Annotated in this window: 23 protein-coding genes; 8 read left to right on the top strand and 15 right to left on the bottom strand. The window is 52.2% G+C overall.

What is annotated here, in order from left to right; translation table 11 throughout:
* Positions 1 to 77: 77 nt before the first annotated feature.
* The gene (locus tag IB214_RS15840; RefSeq protein WP_096759434.1) at positions 78 to 305 is read left to right on the top strand and encodes a YceK/YidQ family lipoprotein; all 228 of its coding nucleotides are present in this window, start codon (positions 78 to 80) and stop codon (positions 303 to 305) included.
* Here IB214_RS15840 and IB214_RS15835 read toward each other — a convergent pair whose 3' ends face one another.
* From IB214_RS15835 to IB214_RS15825, 3 genes are all read right to left on the bottom strand, one after another.
* The gene (locus IB214_RS15835; protein WP_096757583.1) at positions 306 to 680 is read right to left on the bottom strand and encodes a MysB family protein; all 375 of its coding nucleotides are present in this window, start codon (positions 678 to 680) and stop codon (positions 306 to 308) included.
* An 81-nt stretch (positions 681 to 761) separates the two neighbouring features.
* The gene (mdtG, locus tag IB214_RS15830) at positions 762 to 1982 is read right to left on the bottom strand and encodes a multidrug efflux MFS transporter MdtG (RefSeq protein ID WP_117341756.1); all 1221 of its coding nucleotides are present in this window, start codon (positions 1980 to 1982) and stop codon (positions 762 to 764) included.
* Between the two features lie 152 nt (positions 1983 to 2134).
* Positions 2135 to 3055, bottom strand: coding sequence for a Kdo(2)-lipid IV(A) acyltransferase (locus IB214_RS15825; RefSeq protein WP_117341757.1), 921 nt, complete (start codon positions 3053 to 3055; stop codon positions 2135 to 2137).
* 221 nt (positions 3056 to 3276) lie between these two features.
* On the opposite strand from IB214_RS15825, the gene IB214_RS15820 reads away from it, so the two are divergent.
* Complete coding sequence (locus IB214_RS15820; protein WP_117341758.1) at positions 3277 to 4329, top strand: rhodanese-related sulfurtransferase; 1053 nt, start codon at positions 3277 to 3279, stop codon at positions 4327 to 4329.
* A gap of 59 nt (positions 4330 to 4388) precedes the next feature.
* Here IB214_RS15820 and IB214_RS15815 read toward each other — a convergent pair whose 3' ends face one another.
* The 9 genes from IB214_RS15815 to mdtH all read right to left on the bottom strand — a co-directional run bounded on the left by IB214_RS15815 (position 4389) and on the right by mdtH (position 11157).
* Positions 4389 to 4964, bottom strand: a complete 576-nt coding sequence (locus tag IB214_RS15815) for a YceI family protein (RefSeq protein WP_117341759.1) — start codon at positions 4962 to 4964, stop codon at positions 4389 to 4391.
* A gap of 1 nt (position 4965) precedes the next feature.
* Positions 4966 to 5532 carry a cytochrome b gene (locus IB214_RS15810; RefSeq protein WP_117341760.1) on the bottom strand — a complete coding sequence of 189 codons (567 nt, stop codon included), beginning with the start codon at positions 5530 to 5532 and terminating at the stop codon, positions 4966 to 4968.
* Between the two features lie 262 nt (positions 5533 to 5794).
* The gene (locus IB214_RS15805; RefSeq protein WP_096757577.1) at positions 5795 to 5908 is read right to left on the bottom strand and encodes a YceO family protein; all 114 of its coding nucleotides are present in this window, start codon (positions 5906 to 5908) and stop codon (positions 5795 to 5797) included.
* A 50-nt stretch (positions 5909 to 5958) separates the two neighbouring features.
* On the bottom strand, positions 5959 to 7077 hold the full coding sequence (gene solA, locus IB214_RS15800) for an N-methyl-L-tryptophan oxidase (RefSeq protein WP_117341761.1): 1119 nt from the start codon (positions 7075 to 7077) through the stop codon (positions 5959 to 5961).
* Positions 7078 to 7205: 128 nt separating this feature from the next.
* Positions 7206 to 7460 (bottom strand): biofilm formation regulator BssS, encoded by a 255-nt coding sequence (bssS, locus tag IB214_RS15795; RefSeq protein ID WP_096757575.1) that lies wholly within the window; start codon positions 7458 to 7460, stop codon positions 7206 to 7208.
* A 341-nt stretch (positions 7461 to 7801) separates the two neighbouring features.
* Entirely contained in the window at positions 7802 to 8047 is a 246-nt protein-coding gene (gene dinI, locus IB214_RS15790) for a DNA damage-inducible protein I (RefSeq protein ID WP_096757573.1), read from the bottom strand.
* 74 nt (positions 8048 to 8121) lie between these two features.
* Entirely contained in the window at positions 8122 to 9168 is a 1047-nt protein-coding gene (gene pyrC, locus IB214_RS15785; protein WP_117341762.1) for a dihydroorotase, read from the bottom strand.
* 104 nt (positions 9169 to 9272) lie between these two features.
* Complete coding sequence (locus IB214_RS15780) at positions 9273 to 9833, bottom strand: lipoprotein (RefSeq protein WP_096757571.1); 561 nt, start codon at positions 9831 to 9833, stop codon at positions 9273 to 9275.
* 115 nt (positions 9834 to 9948) lie between these two features.
* Positions 9949 to 11157: a multidrug efflux MFS transporter MdtH gene (gene mdtH / locus IB214_RS15775; protein WP_117341763.1), complete on the bottom strand. Its 1209-nt coding sequence runs from the start codon at positions 11155 to 11157 to the stop codon at positions 9949 to 9951.
* 258 nt (positions 11158 to 11415) lie between these two features.
* Here mdtH and rimJ point away from each other — a divergent pair, with 258 nt between their 5' ends.
* From rimJ to murJ, 4 genes are all read left to right on the top strand, one after another.
* On the top strand, positions 11416 to 12000 hold the full coding sequence (gene rimJ / locus IB214_RS15770) for a ribosomal protein S5-alanine N-acetyltransferase (protein WP_115258871.1): 585 nt from the start codon (positions 11416 to 11418) through the stop codon (positions 11998 to 12000).
* A 35-nt stretch (positions 12001 to 12035) separates the two neighbouring features.
* The gene (locus IB214_RS15765) at positions 12036 to 12686 is read left to right on the top strand and encodes a YceH family protein (protein ID WP_096757568.1); all 651 of its coding nucleotides are present in this window, start codon (positions 12036 to 12038) and stop codon (positions 12684 to 12686) included.
* A 1-nt stretch (position 12687) separates the two neighbouring features.
* On the top strand, positions 12688 to 13611 hold the full coding sequence (locus IB214_RS15760; RefSeq protein WP_096757567.1) for a Gfo/Idh/MocA family oxidoreductase: 924 nt from the start codon (positions 12688 to 12690) through the stop codon (positions 13609 to 13611).
* A gap of 323 nt (positions 13612 to 13934) precedes the next feature.
* Complete coding sequence (gene murJ / locus IB214_RS15755; RefSeq protein ID WP_096757566.1) at positions 13935 to 15470, top strand: murein biosynthesis integral membrane protein MurJ; 1536 nt, start codon at positions 13935 to 13937, stop codon at positions 15468 to 15470.
* 83 nt (positions 15471 to 15553) lie between these two features.
* Here the strand turns inward: murJ and flgN are convergent, their stop codons facing one another.
* The 3 genes from flgN to flgA form a co-directional block, all read right to left on the bottom strand.
* Positions 15554 to 15976 (bottom strand): flagella biosynthesis chaperone FlgN, encoded by a 423-nt coding sequence (gene flgN / locus IB214_RS15750; RefSeq protein WP_115258870.1) that lies wholly within the window; start codon positions 15974 to 15976, stop codon positions 15554 to 15556.
* 3 nt (positions 15977 to 15979) lie between these two features.
* Entirely contained in the window at positions 15980 to 16273 is a 294-nt protein-coding gene (gene flgM / locus IB214_RS15745) for a flagellar biosynthesis anti-sigma factor FlgM (protein ID WP_096757564.1), read from the bottom strand.
* A gap of 93 nt (positions 16274 to 16366) precedes the next feature.
* Positions 16367 to 17026: a flagellar basal body P-ring formation chaperone FlgA gene (gene flgA, locus IB214_RS15740; protein ID WP_115258869.1), complete on the bottom strand. Its 660-nt coding sequence runs from the start codon at positions 17024 to 17026 to the stop codon at positions 16367 to 16369.
* A gap of 157 nt (positions 17027 to 17183) precedes the next feature.
* Between flgA and flgB the strand changes: the two genes are divergently transcribed.
* Complete coding sequence (gene flgB, locus IB214_RS15735) at positions 17184 to 17600, top strand: flagellar basal body rod protein FlgB (protein WP_096757563.1); 417 nt, start codon at positions 17184 to 17186, stop codon at positions 17598 to 17600.
* A gap of 3 nt (positions 17601 to 17603) precedes the next feature.
* A complete protein-coding gene (flgC, locus tag IB214_RS15730; RefSeq protein ID WP_096757562.1) occupies positions 17604 to 18008 on the top strand; it encodes a flagellar basal body rod protein FlgC in 405 nt (134 codons plus the stop codon).
* The last annotated feature ends 4 nt before the right edge of the window (positions 18009 to 18012 follow it).

The raw sequence follows: 18012 nt of genomic DNA, 5'->3' as shown, positions 1-18012 counted from the left end.
ACGCCTGAAATGTGAAAATACCGGCCTGGTGCCGGTATTTTTTTATGCGGATGACAATGTTGTTAATGAGGGTTCAGGTGCGAATACTTGCGGTTGGAATCATGGTCATCTTGCTGAGCGGGTGCGGCAGTATTATTAGCCGCACGATCCCGGGGCAAGGTCACGGAAATCAATACTATCCCGGCGTGCAGTGGGATGTCCGGGATTCAGCATGGCGCTATGTCACCCTGATCGATCTGCCTTTTTCACTGGTGTTTGATACGCTGCTGTTGCCCCTTGACATCCACCATGGTCCCTACGAGTAATTACCGCTCATCCCATTCGTCGGCTGCCGTCTGACCTTCCTCGGTATCCAGAGGTGGTTCAAGCTGGAATTCGCCTTCATCCCACTCGTGGAGGGTATTTTCCTCCAGCCACTCCTGGCGAATTTCAATCTCATCATAATCGCCATCAAAGACGCTTTGTGCCGCTTCACCGCTCAGCATCGGCAGACATTCGCCTTCCTCATCTTCGTCGGCGAAAAACTCAGCCTGCCACATGATGTCACCATCCTGTAGCACATACTTTTGTACGTTCAACTGCTGAACACTGGCGTCGTCCGCATCTAGGTCGGGGTTATCAGCCAGAAACTCTTCACGGGCAGCATCAATGGCTTCTTCCAGCGTGGCATACATGGTCATCAGCGTCTCCCTTTGATTTAATGAGGTATTCAGGGAAATAATAGTTGATTCTCCGCTAGTGCAAGTATGAATGCACAAAAATCATTGCGTGCGCTGGGTTTCGCGACGTCGGCGCAGGCTGTTCCAGGAGTAGAGCGCGTTAAATAAGACCACTCCCGCGGTCACGCAGAAGACCGCGCGAAAACCATAGTTGGCTGAAATAGCTGCGCCCATCAGTGGCCCCGTCACGTTGCCAATATCACGAAATGACTGGTTGTAGCTGAAAATACGCCCGGCTATTTGGTTGGTTGAGTTATAGACCAGCAGCGTTTGTACGGCAGGGAGCAGTGCGCCGTCGGCGGCTCCCAGCAAAAAGCGCAGGATGCCGAGCTGCCAGGGTGTCTGGACGAATGACATGGGGATGAGCAGCAATACGGAAATGACCAGGGCGACAATCAGGATCTTCTCCGGGCCTATGCGGTCGCCTAATTTGCCCAGCCTTGGCGCGCTGAGTAAAGCGGCCACGCCGGGAACTGAAGCGATCATGCCGCTGATAAAAGCGATATTGCCGACGTTACCCGCCAGTTCCCGCACATACAGCGTCAAGATAGGTGCGATGGATCCGGTTGCGACCTGAATGATCAGTGTGGTGACGAACAGACTCAGTACCAGCTTTGGATTTTTTAAGGATCCGACGACCTCCCGAATGTGCAACATCTCTTTTTTGCTGACCGGTTGAAAATGCTCACGAATAAAAAATAACGTCAGCATAAAACAGAGCAGCAGCACGCTGGCGGTAATAAAGAAAACGGGGCGCAACCCGTATTGGTCGGCAAGCAAGCCTCCCGCCAGCGGGCCCAGCAGTGCGCCACTGACGCCGCCGGTTGAAAGTGTTCCCAGCGCCCAGCCGCTTTTATTGCGCGGCACCTGGGTGGCGATCAGCGCATTCGCATTGGGAATGAACCCACCAAGCAGTCCCAGCAGCGCACGCAGGATCAAAAACTGCCAGATATTTTGCGCCAGCCCCATTAGCAGCATCACGACAGCCATCCCCAGCGCTGAGCGCAGGAGCATGATTTTCCTGCCTTTGCGATCTGCAAGGCCGCCCCAGAAAGGTGAAGCGATAGCTGAAAAAAGAAACGTAATGCTGAACACCAGACCCGACCACATGTTCAGGGCACCGTGTCCCGTCACGCCGAGGCTTTCGACATACAGGGGTAAGAAAGGCATTACCAGGCTAAATGCTGCACCGGTTAAAAAGCAACCGAGCCAGGCAACCGTGAGATTACGCTTCCAGTTGATGGAGACATCTGAGGGTGACATAGCGATCCGCAGTGTGGCGCGCTGTTTGCGCTATCGTGTAAAAATAAGTAAGCAGACTAATTATGCGCCTGGTTGATAGTCGCTGCAATGCGCAGAGCAGTAAAACCTAAACGGAGGGGGAGATGTTGCAGCCCGCGGGCTGCAACAAAGGGTCAGTACAAGGAAGGTGCGCCTTCAGGGCGTGTTTTGAACCGGCGATGTAGCCACATATATTGCTCCGGCGCCATCATGATGCATTTCTCAATAATTTTGTTCATCCACGCGGCGGTGGTTTCAGCATCGTCCAGCGGCGGCGAACATTCCGGCGGCAGCATAATCAACTGATACCCTTTGCCGTCAGGTTTACGACGAGGGACAAACGGCACCAGACACGCATTGGACATCCGCGACAGCATCCACGTCCCAGAGGTGGTTGCAGCCTGCTCTACAGCAAACAGCGGCACAAAGACGCTGGAGCGTGGGCCGTAGTCGTGATCCGGGGCATACCAGACCACTTCACCTTTCTTCAGAGCCTTGACCATCCCTTTTAGATCTTTACGATCGAGCATTGATTTATTGGAGCGCATACGCCCCCAGGTTTGCAGCCAGTCGAGCAGCGGATTGTCGTTGGGGCGATACACCCCGATACCGGGTTCCTGTAAACCAAACTGACGCGCGCCTAATTCAAGCGTCAGAAAGTGCAGACCCACTAACAGGATCCCACGCTGCTGTGCCTGAACATCACGAATATGCTCCATGCCGATTACTTCGGTCCAGCGCGTAATACGACGGTCGGACCAAAACCAGGCCATGCCAGTTTCCACTACGCCCATGCCGACGGACTCAAAGTTTTTTACCACCATCTGCTGACGCTCTTGTTCGCTCATCTGTGGGAAGCACAGCTCCAGATTACGCGAAACAATCTTTGCCCGGCGTCTCATCACATGTAACGCCAGCCGACCTAATGTACAGCCCAGCTTATAGAGGAACGGATAGGGTAACTGCACGATCAACCAAAGGATGCCAATACCTAGCCAGGTTAACCAATAACGTGGATGCAAAAGTGCAGCCGAGAACTTGGGTAAATTCGTCATGTCTATCCTGTCATTAAACGACCAATGCCCTGTATTGTCGCATTTTTTCGCGCGTATCAAAAATTTGTGACGGGAGAATGGCTGGTTTTTCGTCAATTGTTGTGACGCTTTTATCATGAAGTATGAAATGTAGCGTAAAATGTGTGGATGTAAATTGGCAATGTTTGCTTTATGATGCCGGCCGATTTTCATCTTTTTACTGACTGCAGGAAACGTACACCATGCCAGTGTTACACAACCGCATTTCGAATGACGCGCTCAAAGCTAAAATGTTGGCGGAATCTGAGCCGCGCACCACGATTTCATTTTATAAATATTTCAACCTCGTTAATCCTCAGGATACGCGTGATGCGCTGTACCAACTGTTCACCGAGCTGAACGTTTTCGGGCGCGTATATCTGGCGCACGAAGGCATTAACGCACAAATCAGCGTGCCGCAAAGCAAGGTTGAGGCATTCCGTCAGCAGCTGTACGCGTTTGATCCTGCGTTTGCCGGGCTGCGACTTAACATTGCGCTGGACGATGACGGAAAATCGTTCTGGGTACTGCGCATGAAAGTCCGTGAACGTATTGTGGCAGATGGCATCGATGATCCTGCTTTTGATGCCAGCAACGTTGGTGATTACCTGAAGGCGGCAGAAGTGAACGCCATGCTTGACGATCCTGACGCGGTGTTTATCGATATGCGCAACCACTATGAGTATGAGGTGGGGCACTTCGAGAACGCCATGGAGATCCCGGCAGATACGTTCCGCGATCAGTTGCCGAAAGCCGTTGAAATGATGCAGGAACATAAAGATAAAAAAATCGTAATGTACTGCACGGGCGGTATTCGCTGTGAGAAGGCCAGCGCCTGGATGAAATACAACGGGTTCAGTAAAGTCTGGCACATTGAGGGCGGCATTATTGAATATGCCCGTAAAGCTCGAGAACAGGGACTACCGGTACGCTTCATCGGTAAAAACTTTGTTTTTGATGAGCGGATGGGGGAGCGGATCTCTGAAGACGTTATTGCGCATTGTCATCAGTGTGGTGCGGCGTGCGACAGTCATACCAACTGCAAAAATGACGGCTGCCATCTTCTGTTTATCCAGTGCCCGGCCTGCGCCGAGAAGTACAAAGGGTGCTGCAGCGATCTGTGTTGTGAAGAGAGTACGTTGCCTGAAGAGGAACAACGTCGCCGTCGCGCAGGTCGTGAGAATGGCAATAAAATTTTTAATAAGTCCCGTGGCCGTCTGAATACTAAACTGGGTATTCCAGACCCTGCGCAATAAAATGATGCCGGATGAGGGCTACAGCCTCATCCGGCTTCCATTTTGGCAGCATTGAGATACTATTTCTGCTGAACACCTTCTACCGAGATGATTAAGTCTACTTCCTGTGAAGCAGGCCCCAGGTCGGTGGTGATGTTAAAGTCCTTCAGCTTAATCTTCCCTTGTGCTTCAAAGCCTGCACGGGTGCCACCCCACGGATCGCCACCCTGACCAATAAGCTTCGCGTCCAGCGTGACCGGTTTGGTGACGCCGTTCAGCGTCAGATCCCCGGTAATATCCAGGTCGTTACCCGCTTTCTTCACGCTGGTGGAGGTGAAGGTCGCCTGCGGGAATTTGGCGACGTTAAGGAAATCTGCGCTGCGCAGATGCTTGTCACGCTCGGCATGATTAGTGTCAACGCTGTTGGTGTTAATGGTGACGTTCACTTTATCGGCGGCTGGATTTTTTTCATCGAAGGTAAACGATCCGTCGAAGTCTTTAAAGGTGCCGTACAGCCAGCTGTATCCCAGATGCTGAATACGAAAATTAACAAAGGCATGTTGTCCTTCTTTGTCGATTTTGTAATCTGCCGCGATGGCCGAACTGGTGGTAAACAGTAAAGATGCGAGAGTCAGTCCCAGCAGGTTTTTTTTCATTTTAAGCTCCATAGTCAGATGACGATTTTCCCAACATGCGATTAAGGGTATCGTCGTTGTCGATAAAGTGGTGTTTCAGGGCCATCAGCCCATGTAAAAGAGAGAGGACCACAACGCTCCAGGCAAGCCACAGGTGCAGACTCCCGGCGAGATCGGCCTGCGCCCCGGCGTTGGCGAGCGTGGCGGGGATCTCAAACCAGCCAAAGACGCTGATGGGTTTGCCGTCTGCGCTCGAAATTAAATACCCACTGATGACAATGGAGAACAGCAGCAGATATAAACTGAGGTGGCCCAGGGCCGCAGCCAGACGAGTTAAGCGAGAATAGCTTTTCAATGCCGCAGGAGGAGGAGAGAACAGCCGCCAGACCACGCGAATCACAAGCCCCATCATCAGCAATACGCCGATGCTTTTATGCAGTTCAGGTGCCTGGTGGTACCAGCCATCGTAATAGCTGAGTGTGACCATCCATAAACCCAACGCAAACATGCCATACACGGCAAGCGCGACCAGCCAGTGTAAAACGGCTGACACCACACCATAGCGCTGTGGACTATTATTGAATTGCATAAATACACCGATAGATATTTCAGAAGTGAATGAAAATGGCCTGTAAAAGACATTAATGCAACTAATAAATAACAATAGTGATGATATTTATTCTTAATTCAATAAATTTGATGTGATGATGAGTTGATCATCAGGTGTTTAGAGAAAGATGGGCGGGTAGAGCCTGATGTGCGGTACTTTGTAGGGTTTCTGATTATTCAATTAATCACAATAAAAATTAAAGAAATCTCAATTGCTGTCAATTATTGTCAGCAGGCTAAGATCAGAAAAACATAATATATATTACATCCATGATTGCCAGCAGCGACCATAAAATAATGTAGAGCATAAAATGCTCGCGTATATTATTCACCAGATAGTCAACGATGCGGCGCATCACTATTATTCCTTCAATAAAATGGCCCCAGTGGCGAGGCCATATCATGGTTATAGTTTAAAACGGCTCAGTTTGAACGGTGCCAGGTCGAAGGCCGACGGCTTGTCCTGGGCAAAATCAGCCGCAATTTCCCCCAGTACCGAGGCAAACTTAAAGCCGTGACCGCTTAGCCCGGTAATAATAAGCGTATTATCATGTCCGGGTAGCGTATCAATAATAAAGTCTTCATCCGGAGAGTTATCGTAGGTGCACGACGCACCGTGCAGACAACATCCCACGCCGGGCAGAACAGAACGCAGGAACGGGAAAGCCTCTGAACCATCGCTGGCGACAGCGGCAAACGCTTTGCGCTCTTCGGCTGAGTGAATAACCTGCCCGCCGTTATGTTTACCAATCTTCAGTTCGTCGTTCTCGGCCGGGAAACCGTAATACTGATCGCCATTAGGCAATTCGCCGGTGAAGGCCGGGAAATTGTTTTTAACGCTGTAGCGCCCGTCAGCCTGATACCACGCGAACACTTTGCGCACTGGCTGTATCGGCAATTCCGGTACTAATGCCTGTACCCAGGTGCCGGCACTCACCAGCGCTTTTTTCGCGTGATAGTCGCCGTCTGCGGTCTCAACCGTTACGCCATCATCATGATGATGAATCGCGGTAACCGGGCATTTAAACAGCTGAGCGCAGCCTGCTTCCTCAGCCAGGCGAATCCAGGTCTTAATGGCCAACTCACTGCGCAGAAAACCTGAATCGGCCTCAAACAGGCCGATATAGTTTTCCGGGACACGAATTTCGGGCCAGCGGGCCATGATGGCAGCGGCATCCAACTGTTCAACGTTGAGCTGCCACTGTTTTGCGCTTTGCGCCACGTTAGATAAGAACGTGGAATCTGCCGGGCCGAGGTTGACAACGCCAGAACGGACAAACACAGGTTCTTCATTATGCTGGGCGAGTTCATCCCACAATGTCTGCGCGCGCAGGACCAACGGAACGTATTTTTCACCTTCGCCATAGGCATGACGAATTAAGCGTGTATCGCCGTGATGGCTACCCTGTTGGTGCGGCGGCATATGTGCATCGATCATCAGTACATTCAGACCGGCGCGCGTGGCATAGTATCCGGCGGCGGCGCCTACGGAACCGCTGCCAATAATGATTAAGTCGTATTTCATCCGCTTCTCTCTGCAATCGCGATAGTAGCAGGGTAAATAACTGACCTGGAATATTCAACCCGGAATGTTCAACCATCAAATAAGAAAGGCACCGTTAAGGTGCCTTTTGAAGGTTGGGTGCATCAGATTTAATGACGCTGATACTCATTAGCGGGGAAATCACCTGATTCAATTTTGGCGATTCCGGCTTCTAATATTGAAATAAATTGCCTGGCAACATCAGTGGTTAACCAGAGCGTTTGACCAACTTCAGTCCCATTTGGGTCTGGACGATTCGGGGTCTGGTAGTGCAAACGCAGCATCAGCGCATCATAGCTATCAACGGTGCTGATGTCCCATCCTACAAGCGGATGAGTCTGAATGACTTCATTATTCTTTTCCATCATGCCCCCTAATTCGTGTTACTAGACAACGGTTTTCGAGGTTCAATGCGTTTTTTTCTGAAGCAAGTTCAGTATATCAATAAATAAGGGTATTCACTGAAAATTTAAAGAGGACAGGGCATAATTTTTTTGTTTTAAGTGTTATCTGAACGATAAACCGGCATGTCATTCATATTTTTTTAGCATGTTGTGCAGTTATTTTGTGGTTTTGACTAAAAGATAATCAGCATGTAAATAAACATTAACTGTTTTGTTGAGAGAGATTGCTCGAAATCTTTATGATACGGGAAAATAAAAAAAGCCGGGGCGACCCGGCAAAAAACATCACTGCATATCATTTTTTATTCATTAATGAACCAGTCATCCGCGCTTTCCCATGTTTCTTGCAGGATCTCGCTGATGCGTTCTTTGTCCTCTTTTGTCGCGCCAATGACCGACAGATTGTTTGTGCCGGCATAACGAACGGTGACGTTACCGTCGTTATCCGGAAAATGATGGTGAATACGACGGGAGAGTTCACCTGCCAACGCGTCAATGGCGCCAGCAGGCAAAGGTGAAGTTTTGGCAATAGTGACTTCAATACGCATAATAGCCCCCTGTTGAATATACTGGTTATTTATACAGTTAACTTCGCCAGTTGACAACAGGTTGCGACATTTTTTTAGCGATTCACTGACCAGCGTACTGTTTCACCGCCGAGGAAAGGCACCAGCGTGTCTCCCTCCAGCGCGATACTTTCCGGTATCTGCTGCTCTTCTTTAACCAGTTCAATAAAGGTGTCGTTAACCGGCAGTCCGTAGAAGCGAGGACCGTTAAGCGAGCAGAAGGCCTCGAAATGGGCCAGGGCGTTCATCTCTTCGAAGACGGTGGCATAACTGGCGAGTGCGGTAGGGGCATTAAAACACCCCGCGCAGCCGCAGCTGGATTCTTTACGATGACGCGCATGCGGCGCCGAGTCAGTGCCGAGGAACGCCCGGCTGAAACCACTGGCGACCAGTTCACGCAGCGCCTGCTGGTGGATGTTTCGCTTGAGAATAGGCAGGCAATAAAGATGCGGACGAATGCCCCCGACCAGCATATGGTTACGGTTAAACATCAAATGCTGCGGGGTAATGGTCGCTGCCAGCAGATCATTGCCGTCACGCACGTAGTCGGCGGCGTCTTTAGTGGTGATATGTTCAAACACCACTTTCAGCGCGGTCAGACGCGACCGCAATGGCTCCATCACCGTGTCAATAAAGCGTGCTTCGCGATCGAATATATCGATTTCCGCGTGCGTGACTTCACCGTGCACCAGCAAAGGCATGCCGAGTTTTTCCATCCGTTCCAGAACCGGCATGATGGCATCAATAGAGGTCACGCCGTGAGTAGAGTTGGTGGTGGCGTTAGCCGGGTAGAGTTTGGCGGCGGTGAAAACACCTTCGTTGAACCCGCGCTCCAGTTCGTTGGGATCCAGCGTGTCCGTCAGATAGCAGGTCATTAACGGGGTGAAATCGTTTCCGGCAGGTACGGCGTCCAGTATACGCTGACGGTAAGCGATGGCTGCGTCAACAGTAGTGACGGGCGGTGCCAGGTTCGGCATGACAATTGCGCGTCCATAAATTTCACTGGTGTAGGGCACGACAGTTTTCAACATGTCGCCATCGCGAAAGTGAAGATGCCAGTCGTCTGGGCGGCGGATCTTTAATACCTGGGATGGTGCAGTCATCAATATGCTCCGGCTGAGGATAGTCTTTTTTGCCGGAAACAAAGGATAAGCGGAAACGTTTTCGTTTGCACGAAAAAAAGGGCGCTGATGCGCCCTTTGGTGTGTTAATCGGTGAACGGGATGATGATTTCACCCGGTTTTACTTCAATTCCTTTTGCCAGCTTTTTCGCCAGCGCTTCGCCTTCACTGCTGTCTTCACGCAGGACGTATGCCGGTTGCTGGTTGAAATAATTGCGCAGCGACTGGTTTAAATATGGCATCAGGGTTTGCAAAACCGACTGCATTTTTTCTGGTGTGACGGTCGCATCAACCACTTCCATCTCTTGCAGATAAATCGCGCCTTTTTCTTTATTGAACACCGGTAATGCTTTTAACTTCAGCTTCATTGTCGCTTTCTGGCTGCCAAATAGTGAGTTCATGTCCAGGTTGGCGTCGCCGGTAAGGGTCACTTTATTGGGTTCTTCACGACCGATCTGGCTGGTCAGATTGCTCAGCACGATGTGGGCTTCAGCAACGCCGGGCAAACCGATATCTTTCGAAAAATTATTATGCTTTGCCAGCGCCTGGTTAATTTCTTGCTCGCTTACCGTGTATTGTGTGAGTTGATTACAACCAACCAACAGGCCGCTGACAATGAGTGCAGCAGCAAAAAAAAACTTTTTCATGGGGTTCCTCAACATGATGCTTATGGCGTAATCGTGACACAAAGCAGCATCCAGTACCAGCGCCCCGGACACCAGCAGAAAAAACTGAAAAGGTGTCCGGGCTGAGGGTTACGCGTCAGGCATCAGGCTCCAGCATGCCACGCGTCGTGCGTTTGTGGCTGAACTGCCAGCCCAGCGCCAGGAAGGTGATAATGCCGATAACACCCAGCATCATCCACGGTAACTCGGGCTGCGACAGTGCCTTACCCATATCAAACAGCCAGCCGCCGCCGATGTAGCCTATGGCGCCGCCGATGGCGAGTCCCAGCCGACTAAAACCCATATAGCTCCCCCGGGCCCGTGCGCTCGCCAGCGAGGCGCTGAGCGTTTCACGTGCTGGCTCAGCAATAATGGAGCCGATATAGAACGTGCAGATCAGGGTGAAGAGCTGCTGTAGGTTTCCGACCAACCCAATAGGCATCATGCTGACTGACATGATTAACAGACCGGCCATCAGGCGGTGTTCAAGGCGAAAACGTTTTTCGCTCCAGCGGGCAATCGGGTAGAGCAACGTTAACGAGAGGCACGCCTCGATGGCATACATCCATTTGACGGCCGCCGGGGATCCTGCAATGTCGTTAACCATAATCGGCAGCATCAGCATCACCTGGACTGCCAGCATGTAGTAACCTGCCAGCGTCAGCACGTAAGTGACAAATCGCTTGTCACGCATCACGTGGTTCATCCCTTCACGCACCGGAATTTTCACTGTCGATAGTTTCCACGCAGGAAGCAACCAGGCGTTAAAGGCGGCGCACAGGATGAAGATAATGGCCCCGGTGGCGCAGACCAGCCTGAAGTCATACTGTAACAGCCAGCTTCCCAGTAATGCCCCAATGACCGCCCCGGCGCTGTCCTGCATCATCAGGATAGAGAAGAAGCGCCCGCGCTTTTCCGGGCGGATCAGTTTGACCACCAGCGCCGAACGGGGGGGATCGAACAGCGTGCCGCCCAGCCCGGAGAGAAAACAGGAAAACCACAGAAGCCAGGGTTCATGGGCGATTCCCATCGTCGCAAACCCGGCGGCGCGCATCAGCATGCCGGTGACAATCATCGGTTTTGCGCCAAAACGGTCGGCAATGGCCCCGCCAAAAATTCCCAAACCCTGCTGAATAAATTGACGTAACCCGAGCGCGATGCCGACCATCACGGCGGCCCAACCCATTTGGTCGACGAAACGAATCGAGATCAGCGGGAAGACGACGAAGAAGCCCAGCACGACCAGCATATTATCGATAAGCAGGAAATATTTACCCAGGTTCCTCGCCTGCGAGACTTGCGACATTTCCCCTCCAGGGAAAAACTCGTCACTCTGTTTAGAGTTTTAACGGTAAGCCTGTCTATTCTGCGGGGTTGTCTGACCTTTTCCCACCCTCGGCGGGACAATATTTTTTTATCAAAAGTCGGTCTTGATAGAGAGTTTTCATCAAAATGTGTGAATAATTCAAGAAATGGTGTTTTGCTCTTTTCATCGGGCATATTTGTACAGGTATAGTATCGCGAATAGCGTATTGAAAACGGTGCGGGAAGGAGTAGGTATAGAATGTTTGGCTATCGCAGTAACGTGCCAAAAGTGCGCTTAACCACGGACCGCCTGGTCGTGCGTTTAGTGCATGAGCGTGATGCCTGGCGTCTGGCAGATTATTACGCAGAGAATCGTCATTTCTTAAAGCCCTGGGAGCCTATTCGCGATGAAAGCCACTGCTATCCCTCTGGCTGGCAGGCGCGTCTGAGTATGATCACCGAGTTTCATAAACAAGGCTCTGCCTATTACTTTGCGCTGCTCGACCCGGAAGAGAAAGAGATTATCGGTGTTGCAAATTTCTCCAACGTTGTGCGTGGATCGTTTCACGCCTGCTATCTCGGCTATTCCATTGCGCAAAAGTGGCAAGGGCAGGGATTGATGTACGAGGCATTGGTTGCAGCCATTCGCTATATGCAGCGTACGCAGCATATTCATCGCATTATGGCGAACTATATGCCACACAATAAACGTAGCGGCGATTTGCTGGCGCGGCTTGGATTTGAAAAAGAAGGTTATGCCAAAGACTATCTGCTGATAGATGGGCAGTGGCGCGATCATGTGCTGACGGCGTTAACAACATCAGAATGGACCCCCGGTCGCTAAGTTTCAGCTGTATTGGCTGATGAATGGAGAAGACGATGAAATATGAATTAACCGCTACCGAAGCACGCGTGATTGGCTGTTTGCTGGAAAAACAGGTAACTACGCCGGAACAATATCCGCTCTCCGTGAATGGTGTCGTGACCGCCTGCAACCAAAAAACTAATCGTGAACCGGTGATGAACCTGTCGGAATCGGAGGTGCAGGATCAGCTCGATAATCTGGTGAAACGCCATTTCTTGCGTACGGTGAGCGGATTCGGCAATCGTGTGACCAAGTACGAACAGCGCTTCTGCAATTCAGAGTTTGGTAACCTTAAGCTCAGCGCCGGTGAGGTGGCTTTGATCACCACGCTGTTACTGCGCGGTGCGCAGACGCCGGGCGAACTGCGTAGTCGCGCATCCCGCATGTATGAATTCAGCGATGTGGCGGAAGTGGAGTCAACGCTGGAACAGCTGGCCACCCGCGAAGATGGTCCTTACGTGGTCCGTCTGGCGCGTGAACCGGGAAAACGCGAAAGCCGCTATATGCATCTGTTCTGTGGCGACGTCGATCTGACGATGGTGACAACCGCCGATGAGCCTCAGGCGGCATCCAGCGATTTGCAGGCGCGCGTTGAGGTGCTGGAAAGCGAAGTCGCTGAGTTAAAACAGCGGCTCGAATCCTTGCTGGCGCATCTGGGAGAGTAACGTGAAAAAACTTCGTATCGGTGTCGTCGGGTTGGGCGGCATCGCGCAAAAGGCCTGGCTACCCGTGTTGGGCGCCGCTGCGGACTGGACGTTACAGGGGGCCTGGTCACCTTCGCGTGAGAAAGCAGAACGGATTTGTGCAGCCTGGCGCATGCCGTATGTTGATTCATTACAAAACCTGGCGGCAACCTGTGATGCGGTTTTCGTACACTCCAGTACTGCGACGCACCATGCGGTAGTCAGCGAATTGCTTCATGCCGGGGTCCACGTTTGCGTGGATAAACCGCTGGCAGAAAACCTGCGTGATGCGGAACAACTGGTGGAGCTGGCGGCGCGAAAAAAACTGACGTTGATGGTCGGATTTAACCGCCGGTTTGCGCCGCTGTATCGCGAGTTAAAGTCGCAGTTAAGCCAGCCGGCCTCCATCCGCATGGATAAGCATCGCAGCGATAGCGTCGGGCCACACGATCTGCGTTTTACGCTGCTGGATGACTATCTGCATGTGGTGGACACCGCGCTGTGGCTGGCAGGGGGAAAGGCACAGCTAAATAGCGGCACGCTGTTAACCAACGAGTCCGGAGCAATGCTGTATGCAGAACACCATTTCTGCGTCGACCGGCTGCAGATAACGACCAGTATGCATCGCCGTGCGGGCAGTCAGCGCGAGAGCGTGCAGGCGGTTATCGACGGTGGGTTAATTGATGTCACGGATATGCGTGAATGGCGTGAGGAGCGCGGACACGGTGTCGTTCAGCAACCGATACCCGGCTGGCAAACGACGCTGGAGCAGCGAGGCTTTACCGGATGTGCGCGCCATTTTATTGAATGCGTGCAAAATCAGACAGTTCCTGAGACAGCGGGTGAGCAGGCTATTCTGGCGCAGCGCGTGGTGGAAAAGCTGTGGCGGGATGCGATGGACGAATAACCCCCTGTAACATCTGGCGGTAGTAATTCAGCATAATCCAGGTACTATACCCAAAATAATTCGAGTTGCAGGCAGGCGGCAAGGGAGTGAATTCCGTTGAGCTTACTCAGGTAAGTGATTCGGGTGAGCGAGCGCAGCCAACGCACATGCAGCTTGAAGTATTACGGGTATATATGCCCACTCAAAATAACACCTCTTTTCAACCATAGGCTGGCTTGTAGGCCTGATAAGACGCTGCGGCGTCGCCATCAGGCACAGTGACATTGCCGGATGGCGATGTTGGTTATACGGGGTTTTGCCTCAGAGTCTGGAATACAACATAGATGAATTTATTAAAGTCACTGGCAGCCGTCAGCTCAATGACGATGTTCTCACGCGTGCTGGGTTTTGCGCGTGATGCGATCGTCGCCAGAATCTTTGGTGCAGGGATGGCGACCGATGCCTTTTTTGTGGCCTTCAAACTTCCTAACCTGCTGCGTCGAATTTTTGCTGAAGGCGCATTTTCTCAGGCATTTGTCCCTATTCTGGCTGAATACAAAAGTAAGCAGGGCGAAGACGCCACCCGCGTGTTTGTCTCCTACGTGTCTGGCTTGCTGACGCTGGCGTTGGCCGTTGTGACGGTTGCCGGGATGCTTGCCGCGCCGTGGGTGATCATGGTCACCGCGCCAGGCTTTGCCGATACTGCTGACAAATTTACGCTGACTACCCAGCTGTTGCAGATAACCTTTCCTTATATTCTGTTGATTTCGCTCGCCTCGTTGGCGGGTGCGATTCTGAATACCTGGAACCGTTTCTCTATTCCGGCGTTTGCGCCGACGTTTCTCAACATCAGCATGATCGGTTTTGCGCTGTTTGCCGCTCCGTATTTTAATCCGCCGGTGCTGGCGCTGGCATGGGCCGTGACCGTCGGTGGTGTGCTGCAACTGGTTTATCAGCTTCCGCACTTGAAGAAAATTGGCATGCTGGTGCTGCCGCGCGTGAATTTTCGTGATGCGGGCGCGATGCGCGTAGTGAAGCAGATGGGGCCGGCGATCCTCGGCGTTTCCGTCAGCCAGATTTCTCTGATTATCAACACGATTTTCGCGTCATTTCTGGCTTCAGGTTCGGTTTCCTGGATGTACTACGCTGACCGTTTGATGGAGTTCCCGTCAGGTGTTCTGGGCGTCGCGCTGGGCACTATTCTGCTGCCCTCGCTGTCAAAAAGTTTTTCCAGCGGTAACCATGATGAATATTGTCGCCTGATGGACTGGGGTTTACGCCTGTGCTTCCTGCTTGCTTTGCCCAGTGCGGTGGCATTGGGGATCCTGGCAAAGCCGCTGACGGTTTCATTGTTCCAGTACGGTAAGTTTACCGCTTTTGATGCGTCCATGACCCAGCGCGCGCTGGTAGCGTATTCGGTCGGCCTGATTGGCCTGATCGTGGTGAAAGTATTGGCCCCCGGATTTTATTCCCGTCAGGACATTAAAACGCCGGTGAAAATTGCCATCGTGACGCTGATTATGACCCAGGTGATGAACCTGGCGTTTATCGGTCCGTTGAAACATGCCGGGCTGTCGCTGTCGATCGGTCTGGCGGCCTGTCTGAACGCCTCGCTGCTGTACTGGCAGTTGCGTAAACAGAAAATATTCACCCCACAGCCGGGTTGGGCCTGGTTCCTGGCGCGTCTGGTGATCTCTGTGCTGGTGATGTCTGCGGCGCTGGTGGGGATGCTGTACATTATGCCGGAGTGGTCTCAGGGGACGATGCTGTGGCGTCTGCTGCGCTTAATGGCGGTGGTGTTGGTCGGCATTACTGCTTACTTTGCCGCGCTGGCCGTGCTGGGCTTTAAAGTGAAAGAGTTTGTGCGCCGAACGGCATAATGAACATACTGCCGGATGAGGGGAGCACCTTATCCGGCCTGCAAAACACGCAGGCCTGAAAGCTACGAGCCGTCAGGCATTCGTCAAATTGAGAACTTCTTTCCGCCGCGATGGGCTGAAGATGTTTGGCCGTTAGCGCCATAAAGCGTGGGTTCCTGATGCGGTTTAAGCACCTCGAGCGCCTGTTGATTGCGCTCGATTTGTCCTTCCAACAGCCAACCATTATGCTGGTTGAGATCGCGTAAATGCTGCGTTTTAGTGGTAATCGTCTGCCAGCGTTGGGCAATATCATCATTAGCGCTGCGCGTCGCGTCGTGCTCAAGACGTCGCTGCTGCTCCAGGTAATCCAGGGTTGCCAGCAAAGAACTTTTTTCTTCTGTAATACGCTGTAGCTGGCTACCGTGAATGTGGCCTGCGGAAAGTTGCTGCTGCTCAGCATCCATCACCGTTTTCAGGTCATTCAGGACAGTCGTCATCTGATCAAGTATTTCTGACAAACGCGTCATACTTTATTTACTCTGTAAGTAGCTCTGCGCCTCGCGGATCAGCGAGTCGGCAATTTTTCCGGTATCCATTTTCAACTCACCGTTACGGATGGCGGTTTTCAGTGCTTCGACGCGCTCCATATTGATGTCGTTGGTGCCGGGTTGCATCAGCTTTGCCTGCGCGTCGCTCAACATGACGCTAGTGCTGTTGGTCGTGGACGTTTTTTCCTTACGCGTTTTTTGGACCAACGTGTCGCTGGCTTCGCGCGGCTGGACAGTACTAACTGGCTTCAATGGTGAGGTACGATCAATACTCATTTTTTTTATCCTCATCGAGGGGTTACGCTATAGCGGCCCGCTTTAATCATTGGTTGATTATCTATCGGCATCCGCAAAAAAATCTTTAACCTATTATAGGTTAATAAGAATATTCCCATCAGAATCGACGACGCCGCTGACGACCTGGCCTGAAAGCATCCGTACCCTGGCGTTCTGGGCAACCGCCGCATTATTCAGCGCCTTACCTTCCGCATTCACGCGAAAACCGTCTCCATTGGCGATAACCAGCACGCGCTGACCCGCTTTTATCCGCCATGCTTGACGCAGCATGGTGAGCTGGATCGGCTGGCCAGCGACCACATCACGCAGACTCACCGCTTCCTGCACCTGGTTAATGTCCAGCACGGTACGTGGCGGCAGTTGGTCCAGACGACCGCGTTTTAGTGTTACGCTGGCTGAGTTAAGCGCGCTTCCCCGGGCGATGGGGGCAGCGGCAACCACGTAGTCGCCCGTGGCCTGCACGTTCACCTGTAGGTAACGTTTTTCATTGCCACATCTCGCCAGCACATTCACATTGCCCCATAACTTCGCGCTACCGGCCACGCTGAGTGCCGGTTGCTCACAGGCAGGCAGCAGGTTGGGTGGGGTCCGGAGGGTAACGACCACCTCGTCACTGAACCCTGCCAGTCGCTCGGAAAACCACGCCGTAAGCTGCGAATTCAGGTCTTGCGCCAGCGTCAGGGGGCTGAACAGCAGTGCGACCACCGCTATTCCGCGTTTGAACGTTTGCATCAATACCTCTCGCTTTTTCAGGCTGTGGCTGGATTTTACCTGTGTGACGCCGCCATCAACGCAACAAATAGCGACGCATTTTGCGCTTATTCCAGCGATAACGCGCGCGTAATGGGATTTAAGCTGTCGGCTGAATTTTGTCATTTGCGGAGGAGATATGCTCGATAAGCTCGACGCCGCCTTACGTTTTCAACAGGAAGCGCTGAATCTGCGCGCCCAACGCCAGGAAGTATTAGCGGCCAACATTGCCAACGCCGACACGCCGGGGTATCAGGCGCGCGACCTGGATTTCGCCAGTGAATTAAAAAAAGTCATGGTGCGTGGACGGGAAGAAACCGGCGGTGTCTCGTTGACGCTGACCTCTGCACAACATATTCCGGCCCAGACACTTTCTGCACCTTCGACGGAGTTGCTTTATCGCATTCCGGACCAACCGTCGCTGGATGGCAATACGGTGGATATGGACCGCGAGCGTACGCAGTTTGCCGATAACAGTCTGAAGTATCAGATGGGGCTCACCGCATTGGGTGGACAAATCAAGGGCATGATGACCGTGCTGCAAGGAGGGAACTAATTCGTGGCGTTGTTAAATATTTTTGATATCGCAGGTTCGGCGCTGACCGCGCAATCCCAGCGCCTGAATGTGGCGGCGAGCAATATGGCGAATGCGGACAGCGTGACGGGACCTGACGGTCAACCGTATCGCGCGAAGCAGGTTGTTTTTCAGGTTAACGCCGCGCCGGGTGCGGCTACCGGTGGCGTAAAAGTCGCTGATGTGATTGAGAGCCAGGCGCCGGACAAGCTGGTTTATGAACCGGGTAATCCGCTGGCCGATGCGAACGGTTACGTCAAAATGCCCAATGTGGATGTGGTCGGAGAGATGGTCAACACCATGTCAGCCTCACGCAGCTATCAGGCAAACGTCGAAGTGCTCAATACCGTAAAAAGTTTGATGCTTAAAACGCTGACGCTAGGCCAGTAAAGGA

Source organism: Citrobacter sp. C1, assembly GCF_014596895.2.
Classification (GTDB): domain Bacteria; phylum Pseudomonadota; class Gammaproteobacteria; order Enterobacterales; family Enterobacteriaceae; genus Citrobacter; species Citrobacter gillenii.
Note: the sequence above shows the minus strand (reverse complement) of the source record. Positions and strands in the feature narration are given on the sequence as shown.

What these genes read in the sequence shown, in the direction of transcription:
- IB214_RS15835 (WP_096757583.1), bottom strand. Translation starts at nt 680, where the DNA reads ATGACCATGTATGCCACGCTGGAAGAAGCCATTGATGCTGCCCGTGAA.
- mdtG (WP_117341756.1), bottom strand. Translation starts at nt 1,982, where the DNA reads ATGTCACCCTCAGATGTCTCCATCAACTGGAAGCGTAATCTCACGGTT.
- IB214_RS15825 (WP_117341757.1), bottom strand. Translation starts at nt 3,055, where the DNA reads ATGACGAATTTACCCAAGTTCTCGGCTGCACTTTTGCATCCACGTTAT.
- IB214_RS15820 (WP_117341758.1), top strand. Translation starts at nt 3,277, where the DNA reads ATGCCAGTGTTACACAACCGCATTTCGAATGACGCGCTCAAAGCTAAA.
- IB214_RS15815 (WP_117341759.1), bottom strand. Translation starts at nt 4,964, where the DNA reads ATGAAAAAAAACCTGCTGGGACTGACTCTCGCATCTTTACTGTTTACC.
- IB214_RS15810 (WP_117341760.1), bottom strand. Translation starts at nt 5,532, where the DNA reads ATGCAATTCAATAATAGTCCACAGCGCTATGGTGTGGTGTCAGCCGTT.
- IB214_RS15805 (WP_096757577.1), bottom strand. Translation starts at nt 5,908, where the DNA reads ATGCGCCGCATCGTTGACTATCTGGTGAATAATATACGCGAGCATTTT.
- solA (WP_117341761.1), bottom strand. Translation starts at nt 7,077, where the DNA reads ATGAAATACGACTTAATCATTATTGGCAGCGGTTCCGTAGGCGCCGCC.
- bssS (WP_096757575.1), bottom strand. Translation starts at nt 7,460, where the DNA reads ATGGAAAAGAATAATGAAGTCATTCAGACTCATCCGCTTGTAGGATGG.
- dinI (WP_096757573.1), bottom strand. Translation starts at nt 8,047, where the DNA reads ATGCGTATTGAAGTCACTATTGCCAAAACTTCACCTTTGCCTGCTGGC.
- pyrC (WP_117341762.1), bottom strand. Translation starts at nt 9,168, where the DNA reads ATGACTGCACCATCCCAGGTATTAAAGATCCGCCGCCCAGACGACTGG.
- IB214_RS15780 (WP_096757571.1), bottom strand. Translation starts at nt 9,833, where the DNA reads ATGAAAAAGTTTTTTTTTGCTGCTGCACTCATTGTCAGCGGCCTGTTG.
- mdtH (WP_117341763.1), bottom strand. Translation starts at nt 11,157, where the DNA reads ATGTCGCAAGTCTCGCAGGCGAGGAACCTGGGTAAATATTTCCTGCTT.
- rimJ (WP_115258871.1), top strand. Translation starts at nt 11,416, where the DNA reads ATGTTTGGCTATCGCAGTAACGTGCCAAAAGTGCGCTTAACCACGGAC.
- IB214_RS15765 (WP_096757568.1), top strand. Translation starts at nt 12,036, where the DNA reads ATGAAATATGAATTAACCGCTACCGAAGCACGCGTGATTGGCTGTTTG.
- murJ (WP_096757566.1), top strand. Translation starts at nt 13,935, where the DNA reads ATGAATTTATTAAAGTCACTGGCAGCCGTCAGCTCAATGACGATGTTC.
- flgN (WP_115258870.1), bottom strand. Translation starts at nt 15,976, where the DNA reads ATGACGCGTTTGTCAGAAATACTTGATCAGATGACGACTGTCCTGAAT.
- flgM (WP_096757564.1), bottom strand. Translation starts at nt 16,273, where the DNA reads ATGAGTATTGATCGTACCTCACCATTGAAGCCAGTTAGTACTGTCCAG.
- flgA (WP_115258869.1), bottom strand. Translation starts at nt 17,026, where the DNA reads ATGCAAACGTTCAAACGCGGAATAGCGGTGGTCGCACTGCTGTTCAGC.
- flgB (WP_096757563.1), top strand. Translation starts at nt 17,184, where the DNA reads ATGCTCGATAAGCTCGACGCCGCCTTACGTTTTCAACAGGAAGCGCTG.